Genomic DNA, 22,476 nt, shown 5'->3' with positions numbered 1-22,476 from the left:
GCGACAGGCCCGCGAAGGAGCGGGCAAGCCGCCCAGGAGGGTACGAATCAAGCCACACCGGACCGCCGGGAAACGTCCGGGTGTCCGAGCGGTACCCGCCGGGTCAGCCGATCAGGTCCTCGGCGACGGCGACGGCCTCCGCCAGCGTGTCGACGACGGGGACGCCCGCGGTCTCCAGGCTGGCACGGCTGTGCGACCCGCCCGTGTACAGCACGGCCCGCGCGCCGACGTGGGCGGCGGCGACCGCGTCGTCCGCGGCGTCCCCGATGACCACGACCCGCTCGGGCGGGACGCCGTCGAGGGCGCGCAGGTGCCGCACCATGTGCTCGGCCTTGCCGGACGCGGAGTGGCCGGTGCGCCCGTCGACGCGCACGAACCACTCCTCGATGCCGTGCCGCCGCACCAGCGGCACCAGGCGCTCGTGCGGCGCCAGCGACAGCAGCGACTGCGTCCGCCCGAACTCGCGGGCGGCCGCCAGCAGCTCGGTCGCGCCGGCGGTGAGGCCGCAGGCGTCGGCGCGCGTCCAGTAGTGCCGGTGGAACGTGCCGTCCATGACGGCCCACTCGTCCTCGGTGGGGAGCCGGCCGAGCAGCCGCTCGTAGAAGAGGGGGATGGGCACGCAGTACAGCTCGCGGTACCGCTCAAGCGTGATCGGCGGCAGGCCTATCTCCTCGAAGGCGGCGTTGGTCGCCTCGATGACGGTGCCGATGTCGTCGAGCAGTGTCCCGTTCCAGTCCCAGACCAGGTGCGCGCGGTGCTTCCCCATGCCGAAGACGGTACCGGCAGGGACCGACAGCGGACCCGGGCCGTCAGCCGACGAGGTGGGGGATCTCCTGCACGCCGTACCAGAGCAGTTCGTGGTCCTCGGCGCCGTCGACGGTGAACCGGGCGTCGTCGTCGCCCATGTCGGCCGCGCCGAGCGCGTCGGCGGCGGCGGTCACGTCGGCCTCGGCGTCGGCGGAGTCGGCGTGGACCGCGGCGGCCTTCGCCAGCGGCACGGGGCCGGCGACCCGCACCTCGCCGATCGACGCGGGGTCGAGGCCGCGGTCGGGGTCGGCGGTCGCGGCGCCGTCGGGGACGTCCACGGCGACGACGATCCGGCGGCGCGCGGCGTCCGGGTCCGCCGCGAGGAGGCGCAGGGAGGCGGCGGCGGCGCGGCTGAGCGCCGCGTACTCCAGCTCCTCGATGTCGTCGGAGACGTACCACTCGCGCAGTCCGGGCGTGACGGCGTACGCCGTGAGCGCGCCGGTGCCCAGGGTGCCCGTCCTGTGCGCCTGTGCGAGACCGGGGAGGGTCAGGGGAACGTACACGCGCATGACAGGCCGCTTTCGTAGTCGGAGGACGTCCCCAGGATACGTGTGGCGGCACCCCTTCGGGGGCTGGTATCGACCCCCTCCGGCGTCCACCGCGTGATGCGCCGACCCCGTGCCGGCCCAGGCGCGCCACGGGCCCTGTCACTCGGATAGGTGATTTCGGGGGGTCGTGTCACCGGCTTGACGGGGCGTTGCGGGGCGGGCGGCGCCCCCCGTAGAAGTGGGCCACCGCGAAGTTACTCCCCGGTAATCCGGGCTGACGGAAGGGACCCGCCGATGCCGCCCACCCCGACCCCCACCCCCGAAGCACGGACCCCCCGTGTCCCGGCGGCACGGGGCCCGGCCGACGCGCGCAGCGCCCCCGCCCCGTGGAAGGCCCCGGAGGGGCTCGGCGCGGGCGCGGCCCGGGTGCGCAACGCCCCGGCGGCGGTCGCGGCCGGCAGCCCGCACCGGCTCCGCGCGACCCCGTGCGGCCACGCGCCCCGGACCGGCCCGCAGCCGGCCGCCGACCGCCCGGGGGGTGCGGCGGAGCCGGCCGCCGACCGCCCCGGGAGCGCGGCGGAGCCGGCCGCGGCGCCGGGCGGCCCCCACGAGGCCGGGCGGGCGGTCGGGGCGCGGCGGCCCGCGCCGGAGGCCGGGCGGGCGGCACGCGCGGCGGGGCGGCCCGGCGGACGGCGGGACGTACGGCGTCCCGGCGGCGGCGCGCGGCCCGGCGGCACCCGCCCCGGCGAGACCCGCCCGGGCGTCCTGCGCCCGCGTCCGCCCGGCCCGTCCGCCGGGCCGGCGGTCGGCGCCCGCCCCCGTGTGCTGCCCCCGCACGTGGTGTTCGCCGAGCGGCTGCTGGCGGTGCTGACCGGGGAGCGGCCCGTGCACTGGATGCTGGGCCAGACGATCGGCGAGGCGTACGAGCAGCTGATCCGCCTGGCCCCGGACAACCCCCTGCGGCCCGCCGGCGCACCCCGCCGGACCCGCCCGGTCCTGCGCCGCTGCGGCGCCGCCCCGCTCCGGCCGGGCGTGATCGAGGCGTACGCCAGCGTGGTGGCGGGCGCGCGGGTCCGGGCGATGGCCTTCCGCCTGGAGCAGGGCCCGGACCGCAGGTGGCGCTGCGCGGCGGTGGACCTGGGCCCCGCCCGGCCCTGACGGCGGCCGGGGCCGGTCCCGCGCCGGGCACCCCGGGACCACCTCGGCGCCGGAGCACCGGGCACCGGTGGCCTCGGGGCGGGGCGCGCCGCGCGTCCTCCCGGCGGCCCCGGAACGCGTCCGCGCGGCCCGCCTGACCCAACCGGGTCCGGGCACCCGCGGACGGCCCTCCCCGGCCCGCACAGGGCCCACGGGAGCCCCCCTCCGTCAAGAGCCCGGCCCGGCGCGGCCCCGTACACGCGCGAAGGCGGGGCCGGAGCACGCGGACCCGCGTGTCCCGGCCCCGCCCTCGGGCAGGGGTGCCGCCGTCACTTCTTGCGGCGGCGGCCGCCCTTCTGTGCCTTGCGGCGCTCCGCGCGCGTCATGCCGTCCGCCTCGGACCGCGCGCCGCCGTTGTCGAAGTCGCCCTCGACGACGCCGCCCTCACCGTCGACGGTCGGCGCGGAGAAGTGCAGCCGGTCCGGCCGCTGCGGGGCGTCCAGGCCCTTGGCGCGGATCTCGGGGCGGCCGGCGCCCGCGGGGACGGCCTCCTCCTTCTCCAGCGACGGCCGCTCCCCGGCCGCCTCCACCGGGACCTCCTCGACCTGCTGCTCGACCTGGACCTCCAGGTTGAACAGGTAGCCGACGGACTCCTCCTTGATGCCGTCCATCATCGCGATGAACATGTCGAAGCCCTCGCGCTGGTACTCGACCAGCGGGTCCTTCTGCGCCATCGCGCGCAGGCCGATGCCCTCCTGGAGGTAGTCCATCTCGTAGAGGTGCTCGCGCCACTTGCGGTCCAGCACGGACAGCACGACCCGCCGCTCCAGCTCACGCATGATCTCGGAGCCGAGCTGCTTCTCCCGCGCCTCGTACTGCTCGTGGATGTCGTCCTTGACGGACTCCGCGATGAACTCCGCCGTGATACCGGCCCGGTCCCCGGCGGCCTCCTCCAGCTCCTCGATGGTGACCTTGCACGGGTAGAGCTGCTTGAACGCGCTCCACAGCCGCTCCAGGTCCCACTCCTCCGCGAAGCCCTCGACGGTCTCCGCCTGGATGTACGCGTCGATCGTGTCGTCCATGAAGTGGCGGATCTGCTCGTGCAGGTCCTCGCCCTCCAGGACGCGGCGGCGCTCGCCGTAGATGACCTCGCGCTGCCGGTTGAGGACCTCGTCGTACTTCAGGACGTTCTTGCGCGTCTCGAAGTTCTGCTGCTCGACCTGCGACTGGGCGGACGCGATCGCGCGCGTCACCATCTTGTTCTCGATCGGCACGTCGTCCGGCACGTTCGCCATCGCCATGACGCGCTCGACCATCTGCGCCTTGAACAGCCGCATCAGGTCGTCGCCCAGCGACAGGTAGAAGCGGGACTCCCCCGGGTCGCCCTGACGGCCGGAACGGCCGCGCAGCTGGTTGTCGATACGCCGCGACTCGTGCCGCTCCGTGCCCAGCACGTACAGGCCGCCGAGCTGCTTGACCTCCTCCGACTCGGCCTTCACGGCCAGTTCGGCCTTCTCCAGCGCGCCCGGCAGGGCGGCGACCCACTCCTCCGGGTGCTCGACCGGGTCGAGGCCGCGCTGCCGCAGCTCCGCCTCGGCGAGGTCGTCGGGGTTGCCGCCGAGCTTGATGTCGGTACCGCGGCCGGCCATGTTCGTCGCGACCGTGACGGCGCCCTTGCGGCCGGCCTGGGCGACGATCGACGCCTCGCGCTCGTGGTTCTTCGCGTTCAGCACCTCGTGCGGGATGCCCCGCTTCGACAGCTGCTGCGACAGGTACTCGGACTTCTCGACCGACGTCGTGCCGACGAGGATCGGCTGGCCCTTCTTGTGCTTCTCCGCGATGTCGTCGACGACCGCCGCGAACTTGGCGACCTCGGTGCGGTAGATCAGGTCGGACTGGTCCTTGCGGACCATCGGCCGGTTCGTCGGGATCGGCACGACGCCCAGCTTGTAGATCTGGTGGAACTCGGCGGCCTCGGTCATCGCCGTACCGGTCATGCCGGACAGCTTGTCGTAGAGGCGGAAGAAGTTCTGCAGGGTGATCGTGGCGAGCGTCTGGTTCTCGTCCTTGATCTGGACGCCTTCCTTCGCCTCGATCGCCTGGTGCATGCCCTCGTTGTACCGGCGGCCCGCGAGGATACGGCCCGTGTGCTCGTCGACGATCATGACCTCGCCGTCGATGACGACGTAGTCCTTGTCCTTCTTGAACAGTTCCTTCGCCTTGATGGCGTTGTTCAGGTAGCCGACGAGCGGCGTGTTCACCGACTCGTAGAGGTTGTCGATGCCCAGCCAGTCCTCGACCTTGGCGACACCGGCCTCGTGGATGGCGACGGTGCGCTTCTTCTCGTCGACCTCGTAGTCACCGGTCTCCTCGACGCCCTTCAGCGGGTTGCCCGGCTCGCCGCGCTTCAGCCGCTGCACCAGCTTGGCGAAGTCCCCGTACCACTTCGTCGCCTGGTCCGCCGGACCGGAGATGATCAGCGGCGTACGGGCCTCGTCGACGAGGATCGAGTCGACCTCGTCGACACAGGCGAAGTTGTGCCCGCGCTGCACCAGCTCGTCCTTCGACCACGCCATGTTGTCGCGCAGGTAGTCGAAGCCGAACTCGTTGTTCGTGCCGTACGTGATGTCGCAGTTGTACTGCTCGCGGCGCTGCGCCGGCGACATGTTCGCCAGGATGCAGCCGACCTTCAGGCCCAGGAACTGGTGCACCCGGCCCATCAGCTCGGAGTCGCGCTCCGCGAGGTAGTCGTTGACCGTGATCAGGTGCACGCCCTTGCCGGACAGCGCGTTCAGGTACGCCGGGAGCGTGCCGACGAGGGTCTTGCCCTCACCGGTCTTCATCTCCGCCACGTACCCGAGGTGCAGCGCGGCGCCGCCCATCAGCTGCACGTCGTAGTGGCGCTGGCCGAGCACGCGCTTGGCCGCCTCGCGGACGGTCGCGAAGGCCTCCGGGAGCAGGTCGTCGAGGCTCTCACCGTCCTGGTACCGCTGCTTGTACTCGTCGGTGAGGGCCCGCAACTCGGCGTCGGAGAGGTTGACGAAGTCCTCTTCGATGGAGTTGACCTGGTCCGCGATGCGGTGCAGTTTGCGCAGGATCTTGCCTTCGCCTGCACGCATGAGCTTGTTGAAGACGGACACTGAGGCTGGTCTCCTTGCCGGTCGGGCCTGGCACTGGGTCTTGTCATGGACACTGGCACGGGCGCGGCAGGCGGACCCCACCGCAACGGTCATCGTAAGCGAGGACACCGCCACGCCGGGAGGTCCACGCCTCCGAGGAACGATCGCCGGGCCTCCGCCGCCCCCAAGGAGAACGCGCGGGACGCGCCGAAGGTGCCGCCCGCCGCCGAAACTGTTCGCCCCCCGCGCCCCGCCGCCGCCAGAATCCCGCCATGGAACCCGTCACCCTCACCTCCGAGCGCCTGCTGCTGCGCCCCTTCGCCCCCGACGACGCCGAGGACGTCCGCGCCGCCGTCCAGGACCCGGAGATCAAGCGCTGGATACCCCTGCCCGACCCGTACGGGATCGCCGACGCCGAGGACTTCGTCGGCCGCCACACCCCCGACGGCTGGCGCGACGACACCGAGTACACGTTCTCCGTACGCCCCCGCGGCCGGGAGCACGGCCCCCTGCTGGCCTCCGTCAGCCTCCACCACCCGCGCGCCGGCACCTGGGAGGTCGGCTTCTACACGGTCCGGGAGCACCGCGGCAACGGCTACGCCGCCGAGGCCACCCGCACCCTCGCCCACTGGGCGTTCACCGCCCTCGGCTGCACCCGCCTGGAGTGGCGCGCCGAGGTCGGCAACACCGCCTCCCGCCGCGTCGCCGAGAGGGCCGGCTTCACCCCGGAGGGCACCCTCCGCGCCGCCTTCCCCCACCGCGGCACCCACCGCGACTGCCTGCTCGCCTCCCTGCTCCCCTCGGACCTGGGCCTGCCGCCGGCCGTCCCGTACCTGCCGTCCCCGCGCGCCTGACCCGCGCACCGCCCCGGCGTCGGCGTCGGCGTCGGCGTCGGCGTCGGCGTCGGCGTCGGCGTCGGCGTCGGCGTCGGCGAAAACGCGCCGGGGTGTCAGTGGCGGGCCCTATCGTGCGGGGCATGACCACCATGCCGCGACCCCTGACAGAGCTCTCGGCCGACGAGGCCCGCCGCGCGGCCCTGCACGCGCAGGGCTTCCTGGGTGCCCCCGACCGGCGCGCCGGTGTGCGCGGCGTCCTGCGGCACCTCGGCGCGGTGCAGCTGGACACGATCTCCGTCCTGGCCCGCTCGCACGAGCTGGTGCCGTACGCCCGGCTCGGCGCCGTCGGCCGCCGGACCGTCGAGGCGGCGTACTGGACGGGCCGGCACGCGTTCGAGTACTGGTCCCACGCGGCGTGCGTCCTGCCGATCGAGGAGTGGCCGCACTTCGCGTTCCGCCGCCGCGCCTACCGCCGGCACCCGCAGTGGCACCAGGACCTGCCGGACGGCGCGTACGACGCGGTGATCGAACAGCTGCGCGCACAGGGCCCCCTGACGGCGACGGAGCTGGGCGGCGCGAAGAACGGCGGCGAGTGGTGGGACTGGTCCGCCTCCAAGATCGCCGTCGAGCGGGCGCTGATGTACGGCGAGGTGGTGTGCGTCGAGCGGCGCGGCTGGAAGCGGGTGTACGACCTGGCGGAGCGCGCCGTTCCCGCCGACCTGCTGCACGACGAGCTGGACGACGCGGAGTGCCTGCGGCGCCTCGTCCGGCTGGCCGGTCAGGCGCTGGGCGTGGGCACGCGCGCGGACATCGCCGACTACCACCGCATCAAGGGCGAGCAGTTCGACGCGGTCGTCGCGGACTCGGGGCTCGTCCCGGTGCGGGTGCAGGGCTGGGACAAGCCGGCGTGGGCGGACCCGGCGGTCCTGGAGGGCGAGCCGCGCGGGCGGCACCGCACGACGCTGCTGTCCCCGTTCGACTCGCTGATCTGGGAACGGGCCCGCACGGAGCGGATCTTCGGCTTCACGCACCGGCTGGAGGCGTACGTGCCGAAGCAGAAGCGGATCCACGGCTACTTCGCGATGCCGCTGCTGGCGGGCGGCCGGCTGGTGGGGCGCGTCGATCCGGCCCGCGAGGGCACCACGCTGGTGGCCCGGCAGCTCTCCCTGGCGGGGCCCAGGGCGATAGCCCCGATGGCCAAGGCGCTGCGGGAGGCGGCGGAGTGGGTGGGGTGCGACTCCGTACGCATCGAGCGGACGAACCGCCCGGACCTCACCCCGGCCCTCACCACGGCACTGGCCTGACGGGGGCGGCGGTCGGGCGGCGGTCGGCGGCCCGCGTCCACCCCGTGACGGCCGTCGGTCCGGTGGCGGGCGGCGGCCCGGTGGCGGGCCGGCGGCGGCTCGGGCCGGCAGCGGTCCCGGGGCGGTGGCCCGCAGGCCGTCCGGGCCCCGGCGCCTACCGGATCTCCAGGATCTTCTCCCGCATCGCGTAGACGACCGCCTCCATCCGGGAGTGCAGCTGCAGCTTCTCCAGGATGTTGCGGACGTGGTTCTTCACCGTGTTCTCGGAGATGAACAGCTCCTTGGCGATGTCCCGGTTGTTCATCCCCGTCGCCACCAGCTTCAGCACCTCCAGCTCCCGGTCGGTGAGCCGGGGCGCCGGGACGAGCCGGCGGTCGTCGGTGCGCTGGATCATCGACTTGAACTCGGTGAGCAGCTTGGACGCCATGGACGGGCTGATCTGCGACTGCCCGTCGGCGACGGCCCGGATGGCCGTGGCGACCTCGTCGGTGGAGATCTCCTTGAGCAGGTACCCGGTGGCACCCGCCTTGATCGCGTCGTAGAGGTCCGCCTCCTCGTCGCTGATCGTCAACATGATGATCTTCGCGCTGGGGGCCACCTCCTTGATGGAGGTGCACGCCTCGATACCGCCCCGCTTCGGCATGCGGACGTCCATCAGGACGATGTCGGGAAGCAGGTCGGCGGCCTTGTCGACGGCTTCGGCACCGTCGCCCGCCTCCCCCACGACCTGGATGTCCTCCTCCTGCGCGAGGACGATCTCGAGTCCGCGGCGGAAGAGGGCGTGATCGTCCACGACGAGGACCCGGATGGGTTCCTTCCTGGGAGCGCCCTCTCCGGAGTCGCCGTGCGAGGCGGCCCCGCAGTCCGGGGCGTCGGAGCCGCCCGGATGATGCACCGGGCCGAAGCTGTCCGCCATCGTTCCTCCCCCTGCAGGCCGGGGCCCTGAAGTTCACGGTCGGCGCACCAACGCCGGTCCGGCACGGACCGGTTGGTACGCGTCGCCATGATTTCATGCCCCGGTGACCGCGCGGTGATCCTTCGGTGGCACGGGGGTGCCCCTGGGGGCGCACGGGGCGCTTCCAGGGGCACCACAGCGGTCGGGGGAACCGTCAGCCGCCGAGCGCACCACCCGCGCCGCTGCCCTCGCTCCCCGCGAGGGGGTCGTTCTCGAGGTGGATGACGCCGTAGTCGTAGGCGTGGCGCCGGTACACGACGCTGGGCTGCTTGGTCTCCGCGTCGACGAACAGATAGAAGTCGTGCCCGACCAGCTCCATCTCGTACAGCGCCTGGTCGAGAGACATGGGGGCGGCCCGGTGCGTCTTCTCACGCACGATGAGCGGGCCTTCGCCCTGCACCTCGAGCGAGCCGATCCGCGTGGTCGGAACGGTCTCCTCCGACTCCTCGAGTACGGCGACCCCGGTTCCGTTGAGCCGGGCGACGCCCGGCACCGCGTCGGGCACCTCGGCGGCCGTCATACGGCCGCTGCCGCGGCGGGTGTGCCGCTTGTCATGCTGCTTGCGCAGCCGCGCCTCAAGCTTGGCAGTCGCGAGGTCGAGCGCTGCGTACGGGTCGGCGGCGGCCGCTTCGGCCCGGATCACCGGGCCTCGGGAGTGGAGGGTGATCTCCACGCGGTCGGACCGGTCGGCCTGCCGCGGGTTGTGCTCCTTGGACACCTCGACGTCGAGGCTGATCACCTTGCCGTCGAGCTTCTGGATCTTCTCCAGCTTCAGCTTCTCGGCCACGTGCTTGCGGAACCGCTCGGGCACCTCGGTCTTGCGGCCCTTGACGACGATGTCCACGCAGAACTCCGTTCCCGGATCGCTCCAACCAGCTCAGCTGCTGGCGAGCATCTCCCTTTTGCACCAGACCCCGGTGAGTACCGGAGTCTCGGACTTGGCGACTTAGACCTCCTCCTACCCCGGTCGACAAGATCCCCACCCCACAACATCGATGTGCTGACCGGCTCCGGATTCCGTACGGACGCGTGGCCGCGCATTCGGTGGAGGGCGGCATTCGCCATTCCTGTACCACCGAACATAGCTCGCCCGGACGGATGTCGGCACCCGCTACCAGCACAAACCTCCGATCAGGCGCCTTTATCCCCTCACCACCTGCAACGTTCGAAGTTCTTTGTCAGTTCCGGTTTATTCCGAACGCTTTGGGAGAGGCACTTACCACGGCTGCACCGACCAGCACCGGTCCGTGAGTGCGTCGCACCAATACGTCGCGCCCGCGGCCGGAACTGTGTGTCCGCGGTCCGAAAGGCTCGCGTTTCCGCCCGGGTCCCCCGAGGGAATCCCCGTCATTCCGGCGCCCCGGCACCACCCGGTCGGCCGCCCTGCCGGCCCCTGTGCCGGACCCCGCGCCGTCGGGTCCCGCGGCGGAGAGGCCCCTCACGCCGCCGGCGACGGGGACCGCGCCCGCGTCGTACAGCGCCCGCGCTGCCTCGGCGAGGGAGGCACCCGTCGTCATGAGGTCGTCCACCAGCACCACCCGGGCGCCCTCCAGCAACCGGGCCCCGCCCGGAACCACCTCCAACGCGCCCGACAGGTTCGCCCGCCGCTGCCGCGCGTCCAGTCCGGCCTGGTCGGCGACCGCCCGGCGCTGCCGCAGCACCGGCGTGACCCGGGCCGCCGCCCCGGTACGCCGCAGCTCCCGCGTGGCAGCGGCCGCCACGCGCCGTACCGCGTCATGGCCGCGCGCACGCACGGCCCGGCGCGCGGACGGAACCGGTACCAGCACCAGGGGGAGGGCCCCCACCCCCGCCCCTCCCCCACCCGCCTCCTCCGCCGCCCCCGTCCCCCGTGGCCGTCCTTCGGCCCCGGCACGTCCCGCGCACCGCCCGTACCCCGCAGGCTCCGCACGCCCCGCGCCTACCGCGCGCCCCTCCGCGGCCGCCCGTACCGCGTCCGCCAGGGCCGCGCCCAGGGGTGCGGCCAGGGCGAGCGCGCCGCGCTCCTTGTGGGCGAGCAGGGCCGCGCGCACGGCGTCGGCGTACGGCGCGGCCGCCCACACGCCGGGGAGCCCTTCGGGCTCCGGTTCGGGTCGTACGCGTACCGCCGGCCGTCCGTGGAGCGACCGGGTGCAGGCGTCGCACAGGACCGTACGGGGACGGCCGCAGCCGGCGCAGGCCACCGGCAGTACGAGCCCGGTGATCTCCTGCCACCATCCCCGCATGACGTCTACTGTGGCGTGCCTCGACGCGGCCCGCCACCCCTGTGGAAAACCGGGCCGTGAAGGATGTCCGCGCAGGTCAGCCCGGGTATACGGGTGAGGTTCCCTTGTCGACCATGGACTGCCAGTTGACCCCGGACTGGAGGCGGACGACGCCGTCGTCGGCGGCGGCGACGAGGGGGGCGCGTTCGTCGTTGGCGGCGGCGACGGCCTTGACCTGGTTGAGGCCGGGGATGAGGGCGGCGGACGCGGAGCCGTCGGTCTGGAGGTAGCGGACCTGCTGGACGCCGCCCGCCTGCTTGCCGAGGACGACGAGGCGGCTGGGTCCGGCCCAGGACACGGACGTCACGGACTCCATGCGGGGCGCGACGGCCTGGAGGTCGACGACGGAGACCTTCTGCCGCTCGCCGACGGCCTGCCGTTCGACGCGGCCGATCTGGAGGGTGGTCCTGCCGTTCTCGGTGAGGCGCATGGCGATGCGGACGCCGTCCTCGGAGAGGCGCAGTTCCTCGATGCGTACGTCCTCGTCGAGCCAGGGCGCGGTGACGGTGAGGGGTTTGCCGGTGCCGCCGTGGAGGAGGAGCAGCCTGGGGTCGGCCGGGTTGCGGTCGGCGACCCACAGGTCGTTGCGTCCGTCCCAGCTGGGTGCGGAGAGCCGGTCGGCCGGTCGGGCGCCTCGGCTGGTGACGAGGGGTTCGGGGAGGTCGGTGTCGGACTGGATGGAGGCGACGCGGAGGGAGCGGCCGTTCTCGGACACGGCGGCGGCGTGCCTCTCGTCGCGGGCGACGGCGACGGTCTCGACTTTCGCCGCTCCGTCGCCGAAGGGGCCGTAGACGTGCCGGGGCTCCACGGTCTCCTTGGCGCCGGGGAGGAGCTGGGCGAGTCTGCCGTTGGCGTCGACGAAGTAGGGGGTCTCGCGGAGGCCGGGGGTGGGGTCGGCCATGAAGTCGGACTTCTGGTCCTCGCGGAGGACGCACAGGGGGCGGCCGTCGGCGTGCTGGAGTTCCACCTGCTCGACCCGGGTGGACGCCAGGTCGCCCACGGTGAAGAGGACCTGGGCGGCCATTTTGCGGCACTGCTCGCGGTCGACGTTGTTCGCCTTGTCGTTGAGCGGGACCTTGAGGGTGTTCTGGTCGTCGGTGACGAGGGCGGTGGTGTCCTTCTTCAGTTCCGTCCCGCTGGGGAAGCGGGTGTCCACGGCCGGCTTGAGCCAGTTCGTCGGCCCTTCGAGGAGGGCCTTCACCGTCTGCGTCAGGGAGTCCATGTGGGTCACGGGGTCCTGGCGTTTCCGGATGTACACCGGGTCGGCGACGACCCAGCTCTTGCCGGAGGCGAAGTAGTACTTGTTGACGGAGCGGTAGTTGCGCTGGAAGTCGGACTCGCTGAGGAGCAGGCCCTGCGGGAGGGCGTCGATCCGCCATTCCTTCTGCTTGCCGTCCGCGGAGCGCTGCTGCACGAGCTGGATGGACTCGCTGTACGTGACGGAGCCGAGGGGCTGGTAGGCGTGCCGGTCGTCGACGGTGGCCACCTTCTGGCCGGAGAGGCGGTAGAGGAGCGTCTCGGGGTCGTCGGGAGCGCCGCGCCCGCGGCGTGCGGGGCCGTCCTGCTGGGGGACGGGGGCGGAGCTGAGGACGGTGGTGCGCTCTTCGGGCTTCCAGGTGCGGGCGGCCTGCTTGGTGAGGTACTTGTGGGCGGTGGCGAAGTCGGGGTCGTCGCCGGTCATCGCTTCGAGGAAGCCCTCGACGATCTCGTCGGGCTCGGCGTTCTCGCGGGGTGGTACGGGGTAGACACGCACCTGCGAGTCGCCCTGCCGGGACGCTTTGACGCCGCTGACGTCTCCGCTGTCGGGCATGGAGGCGCAGCCGGCGAGGAGGGCGGCGGAGCCGAGGAGCGCGGCGCCGCGTGCCGTTCGCCGGTGGGTGTGGCGGCGGCGGTCAGCGCCCACGGGTGGTGTCCTTCCACGTCGTCTGGTCCTGGTCCTGCGGTGTGCCGTTGCCGGTGGGTTCGGCGGTCTGCCCGCGGGCGACGACGCGGGTGCCGTTGCCGGGGAGGGCGGTGGGGTCGGCGGTGGCGGTGGTCTGGCGGGGTGGTACGGCGGATCGGGGCGGTCCGGGCTGTGTGTGGCCGGTGGTTCCGCCGCTGCCGGTCTGGGTCCGGCCGGGTATGCCGCCGCCGTCCTGTCCGCCGTCCGCGCGTGCGTGTTCGGTGGCGGCGTGTTGCCGGTGGCGGCGGGAGTCCTCGGGTTCGAGGGGGATGGGGGAGCCCCGGAGGGGTTCGTCGGCGGTGCGGGGCAGGGTGAGGCGGAACTGGGAGCCGCCTCCGGGTTCGCCCCAGGCCTGGAGCCAGCCGCCGTGGAGGCGGGCGTCCTCGACGGCGATGGACAGGCCGAGGCCGGTGCCGCCGGTGGTGCGGGCGCGTGCGGGGTCGGCGCGCCAGAAGCGGTTGAAGACGCGGGTGGCTTCGCCGGGCTTGAGGCCGACGCCGTAGTCGCGTACGGCGACGGCGACGGCGCCGCCGGCGGAGGCGAGGCGGACGACGACGTCGCGGCCTTCTCCGTGCTCGACGGCGTTGACGACGAGGTTGCGCAGGACGCGTTCGACGCGGCGGGCGTCGGCTTCGGCGATGACGGGTTGTTCGTCGCCGACGACGCGGATGTGGCCGCCCTTGTGTTCGGCGAGGGGGCGGGTGCCGTCGATGACGCGGCGGACGACGTCGCGCAGGTCTATGGGTTCGGCTTCGAGGGCGGCGGCGCCGGCGTCGAAGCGGCTGATCTCGAGGAGGTCGGCGAGGAGGGACTCGAACCGGTCGAGCTGGTCGCCGAGGAGTTCGGCGGAGCGCGCGGTGACGGGGTCGAAGTCGCCGCGTGCCTCGTGGATGACGTCGGCGGCCATGCGGACGGTGGTGAGGGGGGTGCGCAGTTCGTGGGAGACGTCGGAGACGAAGCGGCGCTGCATCCGGGACAGGTCCTCCAGCTGCTGGATCTTGTGCTGGAGGTTCTGGGCCATCTTGTTGAAGGCTTCGCCGAGGCGGGCGATGTCGTCTTCTCCGGTGACCTTCATGCGTTCCTGGAGGCGTCCGGCGGAGAGGCGTTCGGCGACGCCGGCGGCCATGCGGACGGGGGTGACGACCTGGCGGACGACGAGCCAGGCGATGGCGCCGAAGAGAACGGTGACGAAGAGCCCGGCGGTGGTGATGGTCGTTTTGACGAGGGTGAGGGAGGCCTCTTCCTGGGTGAGGGGGAAGAGGTAGTACAGCTCGTAGGTGTTGCCCTCGACGTCGTTGAGGCGCTTGCCGATGACGAGTCCGGCTTCGGAGTGCTGGCCGTCGGCGTAGTGGATGCGGGTGTACGTCTGGAAGGTGCCGGTGCCCTGGGCGACTGCTTCGCGGAGGGCGACGGGGATGCTTCCGACTTCGACGCCGCCGGAGGCGCGGGTGCCGCGGCTGGGTGCGGTGCCGGCGGAGTCGGGGCTGAGGGCGACGACGTCGAAGGCGCCGGCGCCGCCGCTGGCGAGTTGGACGACGAGGTCGGAGCGCCAGTTGAGGAGGGAGCGCGAGGGGGTGCCGGGGGTGTCCGCGTCGGCGGGGGCGGAGCCGGTGGCGGCGGCGGCTTCGTCCTGGGCGGCGGAGAAGCCTCCCGCGGCCTGGCTCTGGGCGGCTCGTTCCTTGGCGTCGAGGAGGCCGTTGCGGACCTGGCCGATGACGACGAAGCCGAGCAGCAGGACCACGCCGAGTGACATGAGGAGGGTGGCGACGACGACGCGGAGCTGGATGTTGCGTCGCCACAGCCGTACGGCGGGCAGGAGGGGGCGGCGGATCCAGCGTGCCAGGAGGCGGAGCACCGGGCCTCCCGGTGCTCCGTCCTGGAGGATGCGTCCGCCGTGGAGGAGGCGGCTCAGGCGGGTGGGTCCGTGCCCCGGTCCGGCAGGCCGCCCCGTGCGGTCTCCCGGCTTCCCGGGCTTCGGAGCAGCGCTGCCTCGGGTCATGTCAGTTCGGTCCCGCCTTGTAGCCGACACCGCGGACGGTGACGACGATCTCGGGTCGCTCGGGGTCCTTCTCGACCTTGGAGCGGAGTCGCTGGACGTGGACGTTCACCAGGCGCGTGTCGGCGGCGTGGCGGTAGCCCCAGACCTGTTCGAGGAGGACTTCCCGGGTGAAGACCTGCCACGGCTTGCGGGCGAGTGCGACGAGGAGGTCGAACTCGAGGGGGGTAAGGGCGATGGACTGCCCGTCCCGCTTCACGGAGTGCCCGGCGACGTCGATGACGAGGTCGCCGATGGTGAGCTGCTCCGGGGCGGGCTCCTCGGACCTGCGGAGGCGTGCCCGGATGCGGGCGACGAGCTCCTTCGGTTTGAACGGTTTGACGATGTAGTCGTCGGCGCCGGACTCGAGGCCGACGACGACGTCCACGGTGTCGCTCTTGGCGGTGAGCATGACGATCGGCACGCCGGACTCGGCTCGGATGAGCCGGCACACCTCGATGCCGTCCCGCCCGGGCAGCATGAGGTCGAGGAGGACCAGGTCGGGCTTGGTCTCCCGGAATGCGGCGAGTGCCTTGTCGCCGTCCGCTACGAACGACGGCTCGAACCCTTCACCACGCAGCACGATCCCGAGCATCTCGGCCAGTGCGGTGTCGTCGTCGACGACAAGGACGCGTCCCTTCATAATCGACATCATCCCATTAGCTAATCGTTACCTGGCGTGACCTGGCACACAGCTCTGCGATTCCTCCTGCGGTCACCGGTGACACCACTCCCGCCTCGGTGACGATCGCGGTCACCAGTTCGGGCGGCGTGACGTCAAACGCCGGGTTGTAGGCCTGGGTTCCCAGGGGTGCGACGAGCGTTCCGCTCCCCGGGCCCGTCGCGGCGGCCCCGGCGGGGGCCGGCGCTGTGAGCTGCGTCACTTCACTTCCCGGTCGTTGTTCGATCTCGATGGACGCCCCGTCGGGCGTGCCGGGGTCGATCGTGGTCACGGGTGCGACGACGACGAACGGTACGTGGTGGTACTTGGCGAGGACGGCGAGGGGGTACGTGCCGACCTTGTTGGCGACGGAGCCGTCGGCGGCGATCCGGTCGGCGCCGACGAGGACGGCGTCGACCTCGCCGGCCGCGAACAGGGATCCGGCGGCGTTGTCGGTGAGCAGGGTGGAGGCGAGGCCGTTGCGGGCGGCCTCGTACGCGGTGAGGCGGGCGCCCTGGAGGAGGGGCCGTGTCTCGTCGATCCACAGCCGCCGCAGCCTTCCGGCGCGGTGGGCGGCGAGGGCGACGGCGAACGCGGTTCCTTCGCCGCCGGACACGAGGGCACCGGTGTTGCAGTGGGTGAGGACGCGGTGGCTGCCGCCGGGCAGCAACTCGTCGAGGAGGGCGAGTCCGCGGGCGGCCACGGCTCTGCTGGCTTCCGCGTCCTCCTGGTGGAGCCGCCGGGCTTCGGCCAGGGTGGCCGCGGCGGCTTCTTCCGGGGTGGCTCCGTTCGCTGCGGCGGCCTGGTGGGCGGCGAGGGCCCGCCGTACGCCGTATCCGAGGTTGACGGCGGTGGGGCGCGCCCCGGCGAGCTGGGCTGCGGCCTCCTCGACGTCGAAGCGGCGGACGGCGGCGAGCGCCACTCCGTAGGCGCCGGCGATGCCGAGGAGGGGCGCGCCGCGTACGGCGAGTGTCTGGATGGCCCGGACGAGGGCGGGCACGTCGGTGCAGACCAGTTCGACTTCCTCGGTGGGCAGTCGGGTCTGGTCGAGGAGCACCACGACGGGGCCTTCGGGGGGTTCCGCCCAGCGGAGGGCGGGGGGCACGGGCGGCTGTCCGCCGAGGTCCGTTCCTGCGTACTGATCAGCCATTCGCCCAGTCTGCCCGCTGGGCCGGTGACAATGAAGGTGTAGTGGCGGGCGGTGGAGTCGTCAGGGCCCTGGCCTCGGGGCGGGTGGCCCGTGGCACGATGGCTGCCGACCTGCCGCTCCGCAGGCGGCAGGGTGCTGTGACCGAGCCGGCTCGACGAGCGGGCCCCGCGACCAAGCCATGAGGTGGACGACCGTGAACGACTCTCCGGGCTGGGCCTCGCCCGGATCTCCTTCCCCGTCCGACGACCAGGGCGCCGGTGCGTCCCGCCCGTCCGGCGAGCAGGGCGGTCCTGCTCCGCAGTGGTCGGAGAACCAGCCGCCTCCCGGCCGGTGGTCGCCGCCGGCTGCGCAGCCGGGCGGCCCGGTGCCGCCCGCGCCCGGCTGGGGTGGCGGCGGCCCGTACGGCGGTTGGGCGCAGCCCCCGGCTCCGAAGCCGGGCGTGATCCCGCTGCGTCCGCTGGGTGTGGGCGAGATCCTGGACGGCGCGGTGTCGACGCTGCGCGCGCACTGGCGGACCGTCCTGGGGATCACGCTCACCGTGTCGGTGGTGGTGCAGCTGGTGCAGATCCTCCTGCAGCGGTACGTCCTGCCGCAGGCACCGGCGCTCGACCCGAACGCGAGCCCGTCGGAGGTGCTGGAGCAGGCCGGCGAGTCGCTGCGGGTGAGCATGATCTCCGCGGCTCCGTCGATGCTGTTGGGGCTGACGGCCACGTTCGTGACGACGGCGCTGCTGACGTTCGTGGTGAGCCGCTCGGTGCTGGGCCGCCCGGTGACGTTCGGCGACGTGTGGCGCGATGCCCGACCGCGGCTCGTGCCGCTGTTGGGTCTGACGCTCCTCCTTCCGCTGATCGTCCTCGGCATCACGGCGGTGGGTGTCGGTCCCGGGCTGCTGATCGGTTCCGTGGCGGGTGCGGTGCTGGTGTTCCTCGGCGGCCTGGCCGCGGTGCTCGTGGTGGTCTGGCTGACGGTGCGGTTCAGCCTGTCGTACTCGGTGGTGATGCTGGAGGGCCAGGGTGTGGGGGCGTCGCTGCGGCGCTCCGCGAAGCTGGTGCGCGGTTCGTGGTGGCGGATCTTCGGCATCCTGCTCCTGACGGCGCTGCTGACGGCCCTGATCGCGATGATCGTGGCGATTCCGTTCACCATGCTGGCGCTGGCGGCGGACGGTGAGGCCATGGACAGCGTGTTCTCCGGTGGCGCCCCCCAGTACAGCTGGACCTTCCTGATCGTCTCGGGTATCGGCGCCGTCATCACATCCGCGATCATGTATCCGATCTCGGCCGGAGTGACGGTCCTCCTGTACGTGGACCAGCGCATCCGCCGTGAGGCCCTCGACCTCGAACTCGCCCGTGCGGCGGGTGTGCCCGGCTACGGCTCCGCCTCGCCGGGCGACACGACTCCCAGGAGCTGATGCGGTGCCGGTCACGGGGGGAGCGACGGCGGCGGTGGGCCTGGCCGCCGCGGACGGCGACGGGCCGCCGCTGGACGTGCCGCGGGTGCCCGCCCGCGAGGCGGCGGAACGGGAGCTGTCCAAACCGATGTACGGCGAGGACGAGCGCAACCTCCTGCTGCGCGCCATGGACGCCTTCTTCGAGTGGATCGGCAAGCTGTTCGACACGGCGTCCGGTGCCGCCCCGGGCGGCTGGCTGGGCATCGTGGTGATCACCGTCGTCGTGGTGGGCCTGGTGGGCGCCCTGTGGTGGCGGCTCGGCACGCCGCGCCGGGTGTCGACGGCGGCGGACTCGCTGTTCGACGAGGGGCCTCGGACCGCGGCCGACCACCGTGCGGCCGCCGACCGGAACGCTGCGGCGGGCCGCTGGAACCAGGCCGTGCAGGAGCGGATGCGGGCCGTGGTCCGCTCCCTCGAGGAGCGCACGCTCCTCGACCCGCGCCCTGGCCGTACCGCGGACGAGGCGGCCGCCGAGGCGGGCCGGGCACTGCCCGCCCTCGCCGACGGGTTGCGGGCCGCCGCCCGCGAGTTCGACGACGTCACGTACGGCGGCCGCACCGCCGACCGGCGCGCGTACCAGCGCCTCAAGGACCTCGACGCCGCGGTGGAGCGGGCCAGGCCCCAGTGGAGCGGCGCCTCCCGGGGAGCCGCCCAGTGACCTCCGCCGGCACCTCCCTCTCCCGTGGTCCCGCGCACGTGTGGTCGCGGGTGCGGGGCGTCCTGCTCGCCCTGGCCCTGCTGATCATCGCGGGGGTCGTCCTCGCCCTGATGCGCAGCGGGGAACAGCACGGCCGGCTCGATCCCCGCTCCGCGGACCCCAACGGCAGCCGTGCGATCGCCGAGCTGCTGAAGGAACGCGGGGTGTCGGTCCGGGTCGCCACGACCCTCGACGAGGTCACCACCGCGGCCGGACCCGACTCCACCGTGCTGGTCACGGCACCCGATCTGCTGAGCGACGACCAGCAGACGGTGTTGCGCGGCACGATCGACATGTCGGGCGGCCGGACCGTCCTCCTCGCCGCCGACGCGGCGTCCCTCGACGCCCTGGCGCCCGGCGTGACGGCGGACTTCCCCGCCACGGTCCGGGCCCTGCAGCCCGGCTGCGCCCTGCCGGAGGCCCGCCGCGCGGGCGCGGTGAGCCTGGGCGGCGAACGGTACGTGATCGCCGGCTCCGCCTCCGCCGACGCCTGCTACTTCCGTGACGGCCTTCCCACACTGGTCCGCCTGAAGAACTCCGCCGGTGGCGACACCGTCCTCCTCGGGGCGGCGGACCTGCTCTTCAACGCGCGTCTCGCCGACGAGGGCAACGCGTCGCTCGCCCTGCAGCTCCTCGGTTCCCGTGGCCATCTCGTCTGGTACCTCCCTTCGCTCACTGATCCTTCCGCCGCCGACGGCGACGGCTCCGACGGCGGGGACCGGGCCGAGGAGGAAGCGGACTTCCTCAGCCTGATCCCCTCGGGCTGGTTGTGGGGCACCCTGCAGCTCGCCGTGGCGGCGGTCCTGGCCGCGATCTGGCGCGCCCGCCGCCTGGGCCCGCTCGTCACGGAGCGCCTCCCGGTCGCGATCCGCGCGTCCGAGGCGACGGAGGGCCGCGCCCGCCTCTACTTCCGCGCCGACGCCCGCGACCGTGCCGCCGCCGTGCTCCGCTCGGCGACCCGCGCCCGCCTCGCGCCTCTCGTGGGCGTCCCGTCGAGGGAGGCCCACTCCCCCGACGTCCTGCTCCCCGCCCTGTCGGCCCGTCTCACCGGTGACGCCGGCGGCTTGCGGGACCTGTTGTTCGGCCCGGCTCCCTCCCGTGACGCCGCGCTCGTCCTCCTGGCAGACCAACTCGACGCCCTCGAAAGAGAGGTACGTACCTCATGAGTGCCCCGACCCCCGAGACCGCTGAGAACTCGGACCGCGCACGCGCCTCCCTGGAAGCCCTGCGCACCGAGATCGCCAAGGCCGTGGTCGGGCAGGACCCCGCTGTCACCGGACTCGTCGTCGCCCTGCTCTGCCGGGGCCACGTCCTGCTGGAGGGCGTGCCCGGCGTCGCCAAGACGCTGCTCGTACGCGCGCTCGCCGCGTCGCTGGAACTCGACACCAAGCGTGTCCAGTTCACCCCCGACCTGATGCCGAGTGACGTGACGGGTTCACTCGTCTACGACACGCGGAGCGCCGAGTTCTCCTTCCAGCCGGGCCCGGTGTTCACGAACCTGCTGCTCGCCGACGAGATCAACCGGACCCCGCCGAAGACCCAGGCGTCGCTTCTGGAGGCGATGGAGGAGCGGCAGGTGACGGTCGACGGCACACCGCGTCCACTGCCCGAGCCGTTCCTGGTGGCGGCCACGCAGAACCCCGTCGAGTACGAGGGGACCTACCCGCTTCCCGAGGCCCAACTGGACCGGTTCCTCCTGAAGCTGACGGTGCCTCTGCCGTCCCGCGAGGACGAGGTCAACGTGCTGACCCGCCACGCGGGGGGCTTCGACCCCCGCGACCTGAAGGCCGCGGGCGTACGCCCGGTCGCCGACGCCGCGGACCTGGAGGCCGCCCGCCGTGCGGTCGCCCGGACCTCGGTGTCCGCCGAGATCGCCGGCTATGTCGTCGATATCTGCCGTGCCACGCGTGAATCCCCCTCGCTCACTCTCGGCGTCTCCCCCCGAGGCGCCACCGCCCTGCTCTCCACCGCCCGCGCCTGGGCCTGGCTCACCGGCCGGGACTACGTCATCCCCGACGATGTGAAGGCCCTCGCCCTGCCGACCCTGCGTCACCGCGTCCAGCTGCGCCCCGAGGCGGAGATGGAAGGTGTGACGGCCGACTCCGTCATCGACTCGATCCTCGCCCACGTCCCCGCACCGTCGCTGAGGCAGTGACCCATGGCCCTCACCGGACGTACCGCGCTCCTGGCCGCGATCGGCTCGCTGCCGGTCGGGATCCTGGCCCCCAGCTGGACGGGGATGCTGGCGGTCAACGCCCCCCTGTCCCTCGCAATTCTGTGCGACTACGCCCTGGCTGCGCCAGTGCGAACGCTGCGGTTCACTCGAAGTGGTGACACGTCTGTTCGACTCGGGGAGAGCGCGCAGGTGCACCTGCTCGTGGAGAACCCTTCGCGTCGCCGCCTGCGCGCGGACGTCCGGGACGCGTGGCCGCCCAGCAGCTGGCCGGCCGGTACCGATCAGGAGGCCTCCCGGCACAGGGTGACGGTGCCGGCGGGCGAGCGCCGCAGGTTGATGACGCTCCTGCGGCCCACGCGCCGCGGCGACCGGCAGGCGGAGCGGATCACCGTCCGCTCGTACGGGCCTCTCGGCCTGGCGGCCCGCCAGGGCGGCCACCGGGTGCCGTGGACGGTTCGCGTGCTGCCTCCGTTCACCAGCCGCAAGCACCTGCCGTCGAAGCTCGCGCGGCTGCGGGAGCTGGACGGCCGGACGAGTGTCCTGATCCGGGGTGAGGGCACGGAGTTCGACAGCCTCCGCGAGTACGTCCCGGGGGACGACACCCGTTCCATCGACTGGCGGGCCACGGCGCGGCAGACGAGCGTCGCGGTCCGTACGTGGCGTCCGGAACGGGATCGGCACATCCTGCTCGTCCTGGACACGGGACGCACGTCGGCGGGCCGTGTCGGGGACGTTCCCCGTCTGGACGCGGCGATGGACGCGGCTCTGTTGCTGACGGCACTGGCTTCGCGTGCCGGTGACCGGGTGGACCTGCTGGCGTACGACCGGCGCGTCCGGTCCCGTGTGCAGGGCAGGGCGGCCGGTGACGTACTGCCGGCCATGGTGGACGCCATGGCGACGCTGGAGCCGGAGCTGGTGGAGACGGACGCCCGCGGCCTGAGCGCTGCGGCTTTGGCCGGTGCGCCGCGTCGTTCGCTGGTGGTGCTGTTGACGAGCTTGGACGCGGCGCCGATCGAGGAGGGCCTCCTCCCGGTCCTGCCGCAGCTCACGCAGCGGCACACGGTCGTGGTCGCCTCTGTCTCGGATCCGCACGTGGACGAGATGACGAAGTCCCGGGGTACGGCCGAGGCGGTGTACGAGGCTGCCGCCGGCGCGCAGGCACGGGCCCAGCGACAGCACACGGCGCAGCAGCTCCAGCGTCACGGTGTCACGGTGGTGGACGCCAAGCCCGAGGACCTCGCGCCGGCCCTCGCCGACGCGTACCTCGCGCTGAAGGCCGCAGGTCGCCTCTGAGAAGGAATGATCGGTTGGCTGGGAGCCCTCCTTCCAGGGAGGGCTCCACTAACTGCTCCGGAAATGCGGAAAGCCCCGCACCATGAGGTGCGGGGCTTCCCGGAACGATGTGTTCGGCGGCGTCCTACTCTCCCACAGGGTCCCCCCTGCAGTACCATCGGCGCTGAA

17 protein-coding genes are annotated in these 22,476 nt (G+C 73.0%); 8 read left to right on the top strand and 9 right to left on the bottom strand.

Going from position 1 to position 22,476, the window contains the following annotated elements:
• Nucleotides 1-103: 103 nt before the first annotated feature.
• Complete coding sequence (locus IE106_RS27705; protein ID WP_189537974.1) at nt 104-766, bottom strand: HAD family hydrolase; 663 nt, start codon at nt 764-766, stop codon at nt 104-106.
• Between the two features lie 43 nt (nt 767-809).
• On the bottom strand, nt 810-1,316 hold the full coding sequence (locus tag IE106_RS27700; RefSeq protein WP_189537973.1) for a DUF6912 family protein: 507 nt from the start codon (nt 1,314-1,316) through the stop codon (nt 810-812).
• Between the two features lie 273 nt (nt 1,317-1,589).
• Here IE106_RS27700 and IE106_RS30765 point away from each other — a divergent pair, with 273 nt between their 5' ends.
• Nucleotides 1,590-2,453: an Rv3235 family protein gene (locus IE106_RS30765; protein ID WP_268255337.1), complete on the top strand. Its 864-nt coding sequence runs from the start codon at nt 1,590-1,592 to the stop codon at nt 2,451-2,453.
• Between the two features lie 308 nt (nt 2,454-2,761).
• Here IE106_RS30765 and secA read toward each other — a convergent pair whose 3' ends face one another.
• Nucleotides 2,762-5,572, bottom strand: coding sequence for a preprotein translocase subunit SecA (secA, locus tag IE106_RS27690; RefSeq protein ID WP_189537972.1), 2,811 nt, complete (start codon nt 5,570-5,572; stop codon nt 2,762-2,764).
• Between the two features lie 251 nt (nt 5,573-5,823).
• Between secA and IE106_RS27685 the strand changes: the two genes are divergently transcribed.
• Nucleotides 5,824-6,405, top strand: coding sequence for a GNAT family N-acetyltransferase (locus tag IE106_RS27685; protein WP_189537971.1), 582 nt, complete (start codon nt 5,824-5,826; stop codon nt 6,403-6,405).
• Between the two features lie 122 nt (nt 6,406-6,527).
• Nucleotides 6,528-7,691: a winged helix-turn-helix domain-containing protein gene (locus tag IE106_RS27680; protein WP_189537970.1), complete on the top strand. Its 1,164-nt coding sequence runs from the start codon at nt 6,528-6,530 to the stop codon at nt 7,689-7,691.
• Nucleotides 7,692-7,845: 154 nt separating this feature from the next.
• Here the strand turns inward: IE106_RS27680 and IE106_RS27675 are convergent, their stop codons facing one another.
• From IE106_RS27675 to mtnA, 6 genes are all read right to left on the bottom strand, one after another.
• Complete coding sequence (locus tag IE106_RS27675; protein ID WP_189537969.1) at nt 7,846-8,607, bottom strand: response regulator; 762 nt, start codon at nt 8,605-8,607, stop codon at nt 7,846-7,848.
• A gap of 193 nt (nt 8,608-8,800) precedes the next feature.
• Nucleotides 8,801-9,490: a ribosome hibernation-promoting factor, HPF/YfiA family gene (gene hpf / locus IE106_RS27670; RefSeq protein WP_189537968.1), complete on the bottom strand. Its 690-nt coding sequence runs from the start codon at nt 9,488-9,490 to the stop codon at nt 8,801-8,803.
• Nucleotides 9,491-10,944: 1,454 nt separating this feature from the next.
• The gene (locus IE106_RS27665; RefSeq protein WP_189537967.1) at nt 10,945-12,810 is read right to left on the bottom strand and encodes an LpqB family beta-propeller domain-containing protein; all 1,866 of its coding nucleotides are present in this window, start codon (nt 12,808-12,810) and stop codon (nt 10,945-10,947) included.
• On the bottom strand, nt 12,800-14,848 hold the full coding sequence (mtrB, locus tag IE106_RS27660; RefSeq protein WP_189537966.1) for an MtrAB system histidine kinase MtrB: 2,049 nt from the start codon (nt 14,846-14,848) through the stop codon (nt 12,800-12,802). The genes IE106_RS27665 and mtrB overlap by 11 nt, the downstream gene beginning before the upstream one ends.
• Before the next feature lies 1 nt (nt 14,849).
• Nucleotides 14,850-15,539, bottom strand: a complete 690-nt coding sequence (mtrA, locus tag IE106_RS27655; RefSeq protein ID WP_187703247.1) for a two-component system response regulator MtrA — start codon at nt 15,537-15,539, stop codon at nt 14,850-14,852.
• A 4-nt stretch (nt 15,540-15,543) separates the two neighbouring features.
• Nucleotides 15,544-16,695: an S-methyl-5-thioribose-1-phosphate isomerase gene (gene mtnA, locus IE106_RS27650; RefSeq protein ID WP_189537965.1), complete on the bottom strand. Its 1,152-nt coding sequence runs from the start codon at nt 16,693-16,695 to the stop codon at nt 15,544-15,546.
• A gap of 193 nt (nt 16,696-16,888) precedes the next feature.
• Between mtnA and IE106_RS27645 the strand changes: the two genes are divergently transcribed.
• The 5 genes from IE106_RS27645 to IE106_RS27625 are packed head-to-tail and all read left to right on the top strand — an operon-like array spanning nt 16,889 to nt 22,308.
• The gene (locus tag IE106_RS27645) at nt 16,889-18,103 is read left to right on the top strand and encodes a DUF7847 domain-containing protein (RefSeq protein WP_189537964.1); all 1,215 of its coding nucleotides are present in this window, start codon (nt 16,889-16,891) and stop codon (nt 18,101-18,103) included.
• Nucleotides 18,104-18,107: 4 nt separating this feature from the next.
• A complete protein-coding gene (locus IE106_RS27640) occupies nt 18,108-18,800 on the top strand; it encodes a DUF4129 domain-containing protein (RefSeq protein ID WP_189537963.1) in 693 nt (230 codons plus the stop codon).
• Nucleotides 18,797-20,005, top strand: a complete 1,209-nt coding sequence (locus IE106_RS27635) for a DUF4350 domain-containing protein (RefSeq protein WP_189537962.1) — start codon at nt 18,797-18,799, stop codon at nt 20,003-20,005. The genes IE106_RS27640 and IE106_RS27635 overlap by 4 nt, the downstream gene beginning before the upstream one ends.
• Entirely contained in the window at nt 20,002-20,994 is a 993-nt protein-coding gene (locus tag IE106_RS27630) for an AAA family ATPase (RefSeq protein ID WP_189537961.1), read from the top strand. The genes IE106_RS27635 and IE106_RS27630 overlap by 4 nt, the downstream gene beginning before the upstream one ends.
• Nucleotides 20,995-20,997: 3 nt before the next feature.
• Nucleotides 20,998-22,308: a DUF58 domain-containing protein gene (locus IE106_RS27625; protein ID WP_189537960.1), complete on the top strand. Its 1,311-nt coding sequence runs from the start codon at nt 20,998-21,000 to the stop codon at nt 22,306-22,308.
• The last annotated feature ends 168 nt before the right edge of the window (nt 22,309-22,476 follow it).

It is taken from the genome of Streptomyces roseolilacinus, from assembly GCF_014649335.1.
In the GTDB taxonomy this organism is placed as follows: domain Bacteria; phylum Actinomycetota; class Actinomycetes; order Streptomycetales; family Streptomycetaceae; genus Streptomyces; species Streptomyces roseolilacinus.
The sequence above is the reverse complement of the archived record's forward strand: the minus strand, read 5'-3'. Positions and strand labels throughout refer to the sequence as shown.

Bases quoted from the DNA above. Each gene is read 5' to 3' on its own strand.
- IE106_RS27630 (WP_189537961.1), top strand. From the start codon at position 20,002: ATGAGTGCCCCGACCCCCGAGACCGCTGAGAACTCGGACCGCGCACGC.
- mtnA (WP_189537965.1), bottom strand. From the start codon at position 16,695: ATGGCTGATCAGTACGCAGGAACGGACCTCGGCGGACAGCCGCCCGTG.
- IE106_RS27675 (WP_189537969.1), bottom strand. From the start codon at position 8,607: ATGGCGGACAGCTTCGGCCCGGTGCATCATCCGGGCGGCTCCGACGCC.
- IE106_RS27685 (WP_189537971.1), top strand. From the start codon at position 5,824: ATGGAACCCGTCACCCTCACCTCCGAGCGCCTGCTGCTGCGCCCCTTC.
- mtrB (WP_189537966.1), bottom strand. From the start codon at position 14,848: ATGACCCGAGGCAGCGCTGCTCCGAAGCCCGGGAAGCCGGGAGACCGC.
- IE106_RS27700 (WP_189537973.1), bottom strand. From the start codon at position 1,316: ATGCGCGTGTACGTTCCCCTGACCCTCCCCGGTCTCGCACAGGCGCAC.
- IE106_RS27625 (WP_189537960.1), top strand. From the start codon at position 20,998: ATGGCCCTCACCGGACGTACCGCGCTCCTGGCCGCGATCGGCTCGCTG.
- IE106_RS27680 (WP_189537970.1), top strand. From the start codon at position 6,528: ATGACCACCATGCCGCGACCCCTGACAGAGCTCTCGGCCGACGAGGCC.
- IE106_RS30765 (WP_268255337.1), top strand. From the start codon at position 1,590: ATGCCGCCCACCCCGACCCCCACCCCCGAAGCACGGACCCCCCGTGTC.
- mtrA (WP_187703247.1), bottom strand. From the start codon at position 15,539: ATGATGTCGATTATGAAGGGACGCGTCCTTGTCGTCGACGACGACACC.
- IE106_RS27705 (WP_189537974.1), bottom strand. From the start codon at position 766: ATGGGGAAGCACCGCGCGCACCTGGTCTGGGACTGGAACGGGACACTG.